Origin of the sequence: Eggerthella sp. AM16-19 (genome assembly GCF_003474385.1) — a bacterium.
GTDB lineage: Bacteria > Actinomycetota > Coriobacteriia > Coriobacteriales > Eggerthellaceae > Senegalimassilia.
The window spans coordinates 1-10,285 of sequence record NZ_QUCY01000042.1; the positions used below are offsets into that span (position 1 = coordinate 1).

General features: G+C 60.3%; 7 protein-coding genes. 4 read left to right on the forward strand and 3 right to left on the reverse strand.

What is annotated here, in order from left to right:
- Positions 1 to 890: 890 nt before the first annotated feature.
- Positions 891 to 1,742 carry a metallophosphoesterase family protein gene (locus DW178_RS10855; RefSeq protein WP_118351447.1) on the reverse strand — a complete coding sequence of 284 codons (852 nt, stop codon included), beginning with the start codon at positions 1,740 to 1,742 and terminating at the stop codon, positions 891 to 893.
- A 15-nt stretch (positions 1,743 to 1,757) separates the two neighbouring features.
- Positions 1,758 to 2,084, reverse strand: a complete 327-nt coding sequence (locus DW178_RS10860; protein ID WP_118351449.1) for a ribbon-helix-helix protein, CopG family — start codon at positions 2,082 to 2,084, stop codon at positions 1,758 to 1,760.
- A gap of 276 nt (positions 2,085 to 2,360) precedes the next feature.
- Between DW178_RS10860 and DW178_RS10865 the strand changes: the two genes are divergently transcribed.
- From DW178_RS10865 to DW178_RS10880, 4 genes are all read left to right on the forward strand, one after another.
- Positions 2,361 to 3,779 (forward strand): hypothetical protein, encoded by a 1,419-nt coding sequence (locus tag DW178_RS10865; protein WP_118351451.1) that lies wholly within the window; start codon positions 2,361 to 2,363, stop codon positions 3,777 to 3,779.
- A gap of 404 nt (positions 3,780 to 4,183) precedes the next feature.
- Positions 4,184 to 5,059: a methylenetetrahydrofolate reductase gene (locus DW178_RS10870; RefSeq protein WP_118351452.1), complete on the forward strand. Its 876-nt coding sequence runs from the start codon at positions 4,184 to 4,186 to the stop codon at positions 5,057 to 5,059.
- Positions 5,059 to 5,904, forward strand: a complete 846-nt coding sequence (locus DW178_RS10875) for a vitamin B12 dependent methionine synthase (RefSeq protein ID WP_118351455.1) — start codon at positions 5,059 to 5,061, stop codon at positions 5,902 to 5,904. Before DW178_RS10870 ends, DW178_RS10875 begins: the two co-directional genes overlap by 1 nt.
- On the forward strand, positions 5,894 to 8,488 hold the full coding sequence (locus DW178_RS10880; RefSeq protein ID WP_118351457.1) for a homocysteine S-methyltransferase family protein: 2,595 nt from the start codon (positions 5,894 to 5,896) through the stop codon (positions 8,486 to 8,488). The genes DW178_RS10875 and DW178_RS10880 overlap by 11 nt, the downstream gene beginning before the upstream one ends.
- 351 nt (positions 8,489 to 8,839) lie before the next feature.
- Here DW178_RS10880 and DW178_RS10885 read toward each other — a convergent pair whose 3' ends face one another.
- Positions 8,840 to 10,189 carry a sodium-dependent transporter gene (locus DW178_RS10885; protein ID WP_118351459.1) on the reverse strand — a complete coding sequence of 450 codons (1,350 nt, stop codon included), beginning with the start codon at positions 10,187 to 10,189 and terminating at the stop codon, positions 8,840 to 8,842.
- Positions 10,190 to 10,285: the final 96 nt, after the last annotated feature.

Here is a 10,285-nt window from a genome sequence, read left to right on the forward strand (position 1 = left end):
GCCTTCGCCGAGAGTACTGCAGCGCGAGGCTGCGGGAGGGCAGGGCGCCGCGCTCGCGGAGGGCGCTTTTCTTATGCGCGCCGCGAGAGGCCCGCGGGGGAGGTCCCCCCCTGCGGGCCTCTCCGCGTCTCGGGGCATCCGAAAGGCCTGTGAAGGAGATTGTCTTCTTGCAAGTCCTTTCCGCGTTTAGGGCGCCGACCCCTTGGATGACGGCATCCCTCATCAGCGCGGTTGCGGGTTTCCTCTTGGCGATGATGTCTCTTGATTGAATTTGCTCGAAACGCCTAACTGGTTTCGAGGTGCGCGCGCCTTCTCTGCTTTTTCTTGCATTGTCTGGCGTTTTCGTTGGAGTTTTCCCTTCTTGGCTAGTAGTCCATCCTGAAGCTTTCTATGCTCGCGGACCTGTTCAATGGGCGATGCCCTCACAGCGCAGACGGTCGCATATTGTGCGCCTGAGGGCTCGCAGGGGGGAACGTAACGGAGGCGCGCATATCCTTTGCGAGCTCTTTCCGCGTTTGGATGGGTCTCTAGCTTGGATCCCCCTATTATTGATGCTGCGATTGTGGCTTTTCGATATTGTGGGCAGATCCGTATTCTTGAAGCGCTTGCTTACTGCGCTGTGCGCATCATCTTAAGTCGCCTTGGGCGATTCCATTTGGCTCCGGGTTTCTGGGGTTTGTGTCAATTCGTGACAGCTGGTTAGAGGCTTTTCAGTTTTGCACATCGCACCGGTTAGTAAAGCTGAAATAGCGGCAATTGAAAGCACTCTGGCACAGTTTTTCCTTGTTAATGCTTTCCGATTGAATGCATGTATTCGTTTCTTCTGCAGATGGTATGAAAATAACCCCGGCAATGCCGGGGTTATACATGCTTTTGGGGCTGTTTTGCATTTACTCTAAATCGATTTCCAAGGAATCTTGGTCTTCGAGTTCGGAGCAATAGTCTGGTATCGGTGATTTTTGGTTTCCTGCTGGCTCGGGGAGTAGTTGATAGGGTAGCGACAAGATCTCTTCGTCATCGGTATCGGCGATGGTTTTGGGGTCTGCCAACACGGCTATTCGGTTGTATAGCACGGTTGTCTTATCTTGGATTTGAGCGTCGATGTGATAATGGCCGCAGAACCAATGGCGGTAAGTTAGACGGTCTTGAATTGTTTGGAGCCAATCGGTGTATTCGTCCATCGGGTGGATTTTCAGGCGATCGGTGTGCTCGGATATGCCTTGCGCGCTAGATGAGGGCGCACAATGGGTGATGACGAAGTCGCAATCCCAGTCTGCTGCATCAAGTGTCTCAAGTGCTGTTGTTCGTTCCTGCTCATTTGGGATTTCTTCGGTGAACCATGTTTTACCCTGAATTCGATGCGTCCTGTCGTATTCGCTTGAGGTTGCTCCGCCCATCGTGAAGATTCGACATCCGTCGATGTTGAACAATTGGCCCCGTTTGAGGTGGAGGACGCTGGTTGCTACTTGATGTACCGCTCCTCCATTCCATGTGGTTTCGAGAAAGCTGTTCAGCAGGCTGAAGCCCTCATGATTGCCATCAACGAATAGGGTTGTGAAAGGTCTAGCATCAAGCCAGCGGAGCCAATATTGCTCGCTGGCGGAGTTGTTCCACACAAGGCCGAAGTCGCCGCAGATGATCACGTAGTCATCTTTGGTCAATCCAGCGGTGTCGAAGCAGCTTTCCGAGAGTTTTGCGATGTCGTATGAGGCATGGATATCGCCCGTCACGAAGATGCTCATAAGTTTGATTCGCTTCTAGAACAGCGATGGCGTTTGCGCGGCAGGGGCCGGCTGCGCGGCTTTCGCTTTGCGCGTGGAGCGGGCTGGTTTCATCTGCTTGATTTCCTCAAGCTCGCTCTGCATCGTCTCGCTGCGTTCAAGCAGGGCTTCAAGCTTCTCGGCAAAATCGGAAAGTTGCAGCGCCACGCTGGTTTCTTCCTCTACGTAGCGCTGTAGCGCCTCCGTGATTGCCGCGGTTCGCGTGATGCCGCGCTTGCTGGCAACCTCGTCTACCGTTTCGGCCAGCTTCCGATCCACCCATGCGGCTAATTGACGCTTGTCTTGACTGTGCTCTACTGCCATAGCTTGTTCTCCCGATGCTGTGTTTGTGTAGTGTGATTAAAGCTATGGCACCAGTATAGCCGGTATAAGGCGGTTACCGCCATTGATTTGCTGGAATCATCATGTGGAGGACGTCTATCGGTTTGACGGGGGATGCTGTTCGGGTTGCTAGAGGAATGCAGCGGCGATCTGCCTGCAAGGTTTGTCGGCGCGATATGCAGGATACGGGCAAGGGCTGTGTAAGATGGTGGCGTCATGCTGGTTTGCGAAGTGATTTGCGCTTGAAAGGAACCGGATATGGCAACCATGAATATCTGCTTGTCCCACGATGCGGCGTTTCGCTGGCTTGTGCGAAATCGCAATCCTCGCATCACGGGGAACAGGACCACGGCTCGGGTGCTGCCTTGCACGTCGCCGTTTGTTTCCGAGAGCAGGACACTGCGTTCGCTTTTGGGTATCGAGGATGGCAAGCTCGAGGTGCTTGTGCGGACTTCGGCGGGCAGACGTGACGGTGATTGCTTGCGGTCCCATTATTCGGGAAGCGCGTATCCGGCAGGATCGTTCGTGAAGGTGCCGGTTGAGGGGTTCGGCGCGGTTTGCTGCTCGTCCCCCGAGCTGACGTTTTTGCAAATTGCGGTCAAACATACCTTGCTGGAAACGGTGTATATGGGTTATGCGCTCTGCTCATCGTATCGAATCGATGCCGATGCCGAAAACGGGATCGCGTTACGAGAGGGCGATGACGAGCCGCTGACGTCTGTTGCGAGAATCGGGCAGTACCTGGCGAAGGTCGATGGAACCTATGGGACGGCGAAGGCGCGTCGTGCCCTTGCCTATGTGCGAGATGGATCGATTTCGCCGACGGAATCTGCGATGGCGATGGCCTTGAGCATGCCGCGACGTTTTGGCGGGTTCGCTGCGGGGGAAGTGGTTCTAGGCGAGAACGTTGCAGGAAGAGGCTGTTTGTCACTGGCGGAGGGCTCGGGTGGATTTGGTCGTGTGCTGACCGTGCGTTCAACGAGCCGAAGGCGCGATGTGGCGGCTTTGAACATCTCACTGCCTGATGGGCTTGGCGGGGGAAGGGCAAACGGCCTTGCTTGTGGCATTGATGGCCCGGAGGACCCTGAGGAGCTTCCTGCGGCAGCGTTTTGCGCGCAGCATGGCGGTGACGCGTTCGGTCGGAGAAGCGAAGCGGCGGGTGCGAAGGTTGATCGAAGGGCAAAAATGGCATGTGCAGCCGCAGCGGCGGGTGCGAAGAATGTTCGAAACGCAAGGAAGACGGATCGAGAGGTTGCAGCATCGCGAAATGAGCATGGAGGGTTGCAACGTCGAGCGATATTGGTGCGTCCTGAGCAGGTTCACGAATTCGACGCTTATGTGCAGCTATGCGAGAAGGTTGCAAGAAGGATGCGCCGTCGAAGGGTGCCGAGGGGCGGTTTTGCGGAATCTCGTGAACTTCAGGAAGCAGGAGTGTGCGAGGGGGCGGGTGTGTACGAGGAAGCGGGTGGATTGTCGGCCTTCGAGAATGAAGCCGAGGCTAAGCAGCGAGCGAAAGAGGCTCGTCAGCTTGCGAGGAGGGTTGAACTCTGGCAAACGCTCGTTTGTTTTAGCGCGTTTCGTCAAAGCGAAACCGGCAGCAGCGTGAACGTGTTCGATCCTCCCGACGATCGAGTGTGCCAGCGTAGAGGGAACGGCGAAGACCTGCTTCGGGAGTAAGCCTGGCCTTTCCGCCGATGGAGTCGGCGGCAGCGATACCGCGAGGGCGGCATCATGGCGCGTGAAGGTTCGAGCTCGCCCCGAAATCACGCTGGCGGATGCTAGCCGGTATGACGTATCTCGATGTAAGTTCGTTCAACCCTCCCTTCCCGTCGACGGCGTAGTTAGCGAAACCGGTGAGGGCGACATGTTGATGGGCAAGATTGCGTTAACGAATGCCTGCCATAAACTCGATGCTTGTTGTGTGTCGGTACTCGATCCTCCCGGCAATCGTATTGGCAGATAGGTCACATTCTCAAAAAAGCATACCCCCGTGCAAGGAATTATCGATGACGGAAAGGCCTGTGTCGTTATAATTAGCAACGCTATAGATACTGATGATGGAAAAAATCAAAGGCAGCATTATGGATACTGTAGAGAACATCTTCGCGCAAGCCCGTCAGACGGGCGCGCAGCCGGTTTCGTTTGAGATCTTCCCGCCGAAGGGCGAGCTGAGCATGGAGTCGGCGCACACGATCGCGCAGGAGCTTGCAAAGCTCGATCCCGCGTTCATCAGCGTTACGTATTCCGCGGGCGGAAGCGGCAATAAGCAGGCCACCGCTGAAATCGCCGCCATGATCCAAGATGACCATGGCATCCCCGCTGTGGCCCATCTGACTTGCGCCGGCGCGTCGCAGCAGTCGATTTCGGCGGCAATCGCCGATATGAGGGACCGCGGCATCCGCAATGTGCTTGCTTTGCGCGGTGATCTGACGGAAGGCTATGAGCCCGGTGATTTCCGGTATGCCAAGGACCTTATCCCGGTGTTGGCGGATGCCGGCTTTTGCGTGGGTGCCGCAGCGTATCCCGAGGGTCATATCGATTGCGACTCGCTTCGCTTGAACGTGGAGCATCTGAGGCAGAAGCAGGATGCGGGCGCAAGCTTCCTGGTCACGCAGCTGTTTTTCGACAACGACTGCTTCTATCGCTTCCGCGAAGGGGCCGAGGCCGCCGGCATCACCGTGCCGATAACCGCGGGCATCATGCCGTTCATGAGCAAGGCGCAGATCCAACGCATGGTGTTCATGTGCGGGGCTTCGCTTCCCAGCCCCATCATCAAGCTGCTCGCGCGATATGAGGACGACCCGGCAAGCTTGCGTCAGGCAGGCATCGAATACGCGTGCCGCCAGCTGACCGACTTGCAGGCGCATGGCGTCGAGGGGCTGCACGTGTACACCATGAACAACCCCGAGATCGCCCGTGCAGCCTCGTGTGCGTTGAAGGTGGCGCTGGTTTCGTGATGGTGCGTTATGGACGTCTTGGCGCAGGGGGCGCGCCTGATGCGCGGCTCGATCGCACCGAGGCGCTGAGATATCTGGGATACACGGGTCAGCAGGTCGATGAGGCGCTGCTGACCCGTTTCAATAGGCTGGCCGATGAGTGCGAGAGGGTTATCAAGCCTTCGTTCGCCTGGAGCGTCTTCGATATCGATGAGAAGCGAACGTGTTGGGAGGCGCCGGAGCCTGCGACGACGGGTTCGCTTGACGCCCTTGATGCGGCAATCGGCGCGGTCGAGAGCCGCAGCGCGGTATCGAGCGCGAAAGCCGAATGCGGGAAGGGGCTCGTGCCCCAGGTGGCTTTGGAGGGCTGCGATCTTGTCCTCGAGGGCAACAGCATCGCCGAGCATTTGCACGGGGCTTGCAAGGTTGCGCTGATGGCGTGCACGCTCGGCGCCGTCAGCGAGCGGGAGATGCGAAAGCATGAGGCCATCAGCGTGGCGGACGGCGTGATGTTCGGAGCTTGCTGCTCGGCGCTGGTCGAGGCGGCAGCGAACATAACCGAAGATGTCATCGTCCGCTTCGCTCATGATATGGGTCTGAGCACGAACTGGCGTTTTAGCCCCGGCTATGGCGACTTGCCGCTGAATGCGCAGCCGGCGTTTTTGAGGACCCTTGATGCGAGTCGGCGCTTAGGTATTTCGGTTACGTCGACGAACATGCTCGTTCCGGTGAAAAGCGTTACCGCCGTACTAGGCTTGTTCGATGAGCCCGATAATGGCGGCGAAGCGCGCGATGCCTGCGCGGTTTGCCGTTTGAGAGATGGTTGCGAGTTAAGGAAAAGAGGGATTACCTGCCATGGGAGATAGCGTGTGCGCGCACAAGGAGCTGACCGGCGGTTGGGCGAAGGCGGCACAGCTGCCCCAGCCCGATTTGTCGGGATTTGCCATCAAAGACGAGCATTTGAAACGAGCGCTGCTCGGGCAGGACTTTCTGGTGGTGGACGGGGCCATGGGCACGCAGCTGCAGGAGCGGGGCCTTGCCGATGCGGGGCAGATCCCCGAAATGCTCAACTTCTCGCATCCCGACGACATCGCGGCCATCCATAAGGCCTATGTCGATGCGGGTGCCGAGGTCATCACCACGAACACGTTCGGTGCCAACCGACTGAAGCTGGAAGGTGCCGCAAGCGTAGAGGAGGTGTATCGTGCGGCTGCCGGATGCGCCCGTGCCGCCGGCGCGCCTTACATCGCCGGCGATGTCGGCCCGACGGGCGCGCTGCTGGAACCCATGGGAACCATGAGCTTCGAAGAGGCTTACGACTTGTTCGCCGAGCAGGTGCGCGCCGTTGCCGCCGCCGGCTGCGATGTGGTGCTGATCGAGACCATGGCCGACTTGCGCGAGGCGAAGGCGGCGCTGCTGGCTGCTCAGGAGAACTGCAATCTGCCGGTGTTCGCCACCATGACCTTCGGCGAGGATGGGCGCACGTTTTTGGGCACGTCGCCGGAGGTGGCCGCGGAGGTGCTTTCGAGCATGGGCGCGCATGCCGTGGGTTTGAACTGCTCGCTTGGTCCGGCGGAGCTGTTGGGCGCCGCGCAGGATATGGCGCGTCGCTCGCGACGCCCGTTGATGGTGCAGCCCAACGCAGGCCTGCCGCGCGTTGAGGACGGGGTCACCGTGTTCGACGTGTCGCCTGAGGATTTCGCCGCGGCTATGGAAGGTATGATCGATGCGGGCGCCTCGATCATCGGCGGGTGTTGCGGCACGTCGCCGGAATACACGCGCGAACTTCGTCGCATGGCTGATGCCCGTCGCGTGCCCACGCCGCGCGCCTACGAGCCCGCTTGCGTGCTGTGCAGCGCGCAGGAGGCCGTGGCGCTTCCGGTGGGCGTGCCCCGCATCGCCGTGATCGGCGAGCGCATCAACCCTACGGGCAAGCCTAAGCTTAAGGCCGCGCTGCGGGCGGGCGACCTGGATTACCTGGTGGGCGAGGCCGTTTCGCAGCAGGAGCTGGGCGCCGATGTGCTCGATGTCAACGTGGGCCTTCCCGAGCTTGACGAGCCTGCCGTGCTGGCAGCTGCAGTGGACAAGCTATCTTCCACGGTCACGTTGCCGCTAGTGGTGGACTCGTCCGATCCGGTGGCGGTGGAGGCGGCGGTGCGCGGTTACGCGGGCAAGCCGCTCATCAACAGCGTCAACGGCAAGCGGGAAAGCCTGGAGGCCGTGCTTCCCATCGTGAAACGCTACGGATGCGCCGTGATCGGCCTTGCCCTTGACGAAGAGGGCATCCCGCCTACGGCCGAGGGGCGCTTCGCCGTTGCCGAGCGAATCGTGGAAGCCGCCGAGCGTTACGGCATCCCGCGAACCGATGTGGTCATCGACTGCCTGACCATGGCGTGCGCCACCAACCAATCGGAGGCGCTTGAGATATTGCGCGCCGTTACCATGGTGAAGGAGCGCCTGGGCGTGCGCACGGCGCTCGGCGTGTCCAACATCAGCTTCGGCCTGCCTCAGCGCAACATGGTGAACTCGACGTTTTTGGCCGCCGCGTTCGGGTGCGGGCTGGATATGCCTATTCTGAACCCGAAGGCGAAGCGATACACCGACACGGTGAACACGTTCAGGGTGCTGAACTGCCAGGATGCCGGCGCCGTCGGGTTCATCGGGGAGTATGCAGATGCCGCGGACCCGTATACGGCAGGCACGGCGGGCGCGGGTGCTGCCGTGGGGGCCGCGGAGGCCGCTCAGCCTTCGGGGGCTGCCGACGCGGCTGCAGAATGCCCGGTTGCGGTGTCGGAGTCGCTTTCGGATGCCGCCGATGCCGTTCGCGACATGGTGCATCTCATCCTGACGGGTCGAAAGGGCCCGATGGGGCCTGCTACCGAGGCGTTGCTCGAGGAGCATAACCCGCTCGACCTGGTCAATGGCGTGTTCGTTCCCGCGCTTGATGTGGTGGGGCAGAAGTTCGACAAGGGCGAATTCTTCCTTCCCCAGTTGATGGCTTCGGCCGAGGCGGTGAAGGTGGGATTCGACGTGGTCAAGGCGCATATGGGCGATTCCGCCGATGACGGCATGGGATCGAACGCCATCGCAGTGGCCACGGTGAAAGGCGATATCCACGACATCGGCAAGAACATCGTCAAGATGCTGCTGGAGAACTACGGCTTCCGCGTGGTCGACCTTGGCCGCGACGTCGAGCCGGAAGAGGTGCTGCGCGTGGCAAGCGAGCAGGGTATCCGCTTGGTGGGGCTTTCGGCGCTTATGACGACCACGGTCCGTGCCATGGAGCAGACGGTGGAGCTTCTGCACGAGAAGCTGCCGGGCTGCAAGGTGATGGTGGGTGGAGCGGTTTTGACGCCCGAGTACGCCGAGCAGATCGGAGCGGACTATTATGCCAAGGACGCCGCGGAATCGGCTCGCATCGCCGAGCGCTTCTTCGCCGAACAGGACTAGTTCGGCAAACGGCGCCGCGGGGTGATGGCTGCGGGTTTTGGCCGGGTAGGGCTGGATGCCGACGCGCCGATCGCCTTAGACGCCGCGGTTTGTCGGTGTCGGTTCGGCCCGCTGCAGCGTTGGACTGTGCGAGCCGGCCCGATGCCGGCCTGGCGATGTTGCTGCGTTCGGTCTTGCCGCTTCAGCAGATCTCGACTTGGCAGGTAAGGGCTTCCGGATCCGGCTTATTTTCCCCGCATGATATAAGAAGGCCTGCATGCTGCTGGAGCATGCAGGCCTTTGCGGCTTTCGGGAAGCTGTTAGGGTTGCCGTAGAAGCGGCGTTCCGGGCGATGCTTCAGCGCCTGGGGCGTTATCCGATGCCGCCGAGCACGATGCCCAAGATGATGACGATAGCCGTGAGCGGGACGAACAGATAGCGTCCCATGAACTCGAACCATGCGCCTACGGGCTTCTCTCGTCCCATCTGAGCCTGTTTTGAGGCGAAACCCTTGGGGCACACCCAGAAGAACATCACGGCCGCTATAAGGGCTCCCAGCGGGATTGCGTAAATGCTAACGGCATCCATCCAGGCGCTGACCGCGTCGCCGTTCTCGATGAAGGCGCCGACGCCCATGGAGACGGCGGCCACGATGGTCACAGCGGCCCAGCGGGGAAGGCGCGCCTGCTGCTGCAGCGCCTCGATCGGCGGTTCGTAGAGGTTCACCAAGCTGGTGATGGCGGCGCAGGCTACGGCCAGGAAGAATACGAAGCAGAACAGCCCGCCGAAGGGCATCTCCTCGAACACCTGCGGAAGCACGATGAACAGAAGAGGGGGGCCTGCCTGGGTGTCGGCTCCGAACGCGAACACGGCCGGTACAACCACCATGGCCGACAAAACCGCGGCCAACGTGCTGAATACCACGACGTTGCGCGCCGACGAGACCACGTTCACGTCCTTCTTCAGGTAGCTGCCGTATACCAGCGTGCCGCCTCCGGCCAGCGACAGGCCGAAGAACGCCTGTCCAAGCGCAAGCACCCAGGTTTGCGGGTTGGCGAGCGCCTCCCAGCGCGGCATGAACAGGTAGGCGTAGCCATCGATCGCGCCGGGCAACATGGCGACGCGGACGAGCAGCACGCAGAACAGGACGAAGAACAGCGGCATCATGATCTTGTTCAGGCGCTCGATGCCGCGTGAGATGCCCAAGACCATGACAGCCAACGTGATGATGAGGGCCGCTGCATGCCAGCCGATGCTTCCGAAATCGCCGGTGATCTGACCGAAGTACGCGCCCATGTCCGGTTGGGCGAGCAGGGTTCCGGTTGCGGCGTCGAACAGGTACTTGAGGAACCATCCCAAAACGACGGTGTAGCCGATGGCGATGCCGAGCGCCGCAAGCACGGGCACGATGCCGATGACTTTGCCGATACGCGTTGCCTGGGGCACGCTTCGGAGTTCGAGGGCTTTGCCGAACGCTCCCATCGGGCCGCATCCCATGGCGCGGCCGAACGACATCTCGCCCACCACGCCGGTAAGGCCGAGCAGCACGACGAAGAACAGGTAGGGGATAAGGAAGGCCGCTCCGCCAAGCTGTGAAACGCGGTACGGGAACAGCCAGATGCCCGATAGGCCTACGGCCGATCCGATGCAGGCGATGATGAAGGCGGTGCGAGAGGTGAACGAATCGCGGGCTTGCGATTCGCCGGATGCGTTCTGAGCCATGGGTTCCCCTTTCCGTGGCAATAAAAAAGCCGCCCTAAAGGCGGCTGTTAAATTTGGTGGAGCCTAGGGGGATCGAACCCCTGACCTCATGGCTGC

Bases quoted from the DNA above. Each gene is read 5' to 3' on its own strand.
- DW178_RS10885 (WP_118351459.1), bottom strand. From the start codon at position 10,189: ATGGCTCAGAACGCATCCGGCGAATCGCAAGCCCGCGATTCGTTCACC.
- DW178_RS10880 (WP_118351457.1), top strand. From the start codon at position 5,894: ATGGGAGATAGCGTGTGCGCGCACAAGGAGCTGACCGGCGGTTGGGCG.
- DW178_RS10865 (WP_118351451.1), top strand. From the start codon at position 2,361: ATGGCAACCATGAATATCTGCTTGTCCCACGATGCGGCGTTTCGCTGG.
- DW178_RS10860 (WP_118351449.1), bottom strand. From the start codon at position 2,084: ATGGCAGTAGAGCACAGTCAAGACAAGCGTCAATTAGCCGCATGGGTG.
- DW178_RS10855 (WP_118351447.1), bottom strand. From the start codon at position 1,742: ATGAGCATCTTCGTGACGGGCGATATCCATGCCTCATACGACATCGCA.
- DW178_RS10875 (WP_118351455.1), top strand. From the start codon at position 5,059: ATGGTGCGTTATGGACGTCTTGGCGCAGGGGGCGCGCCTGATGCGCGG.
- DW178_RS10870 (WP_118351452.1), top strand. From the start codon at position 4,184: ATGGATACTGTAGAGAACATCTTCGCGCAAGCCCGTCAGACGGGCGCG.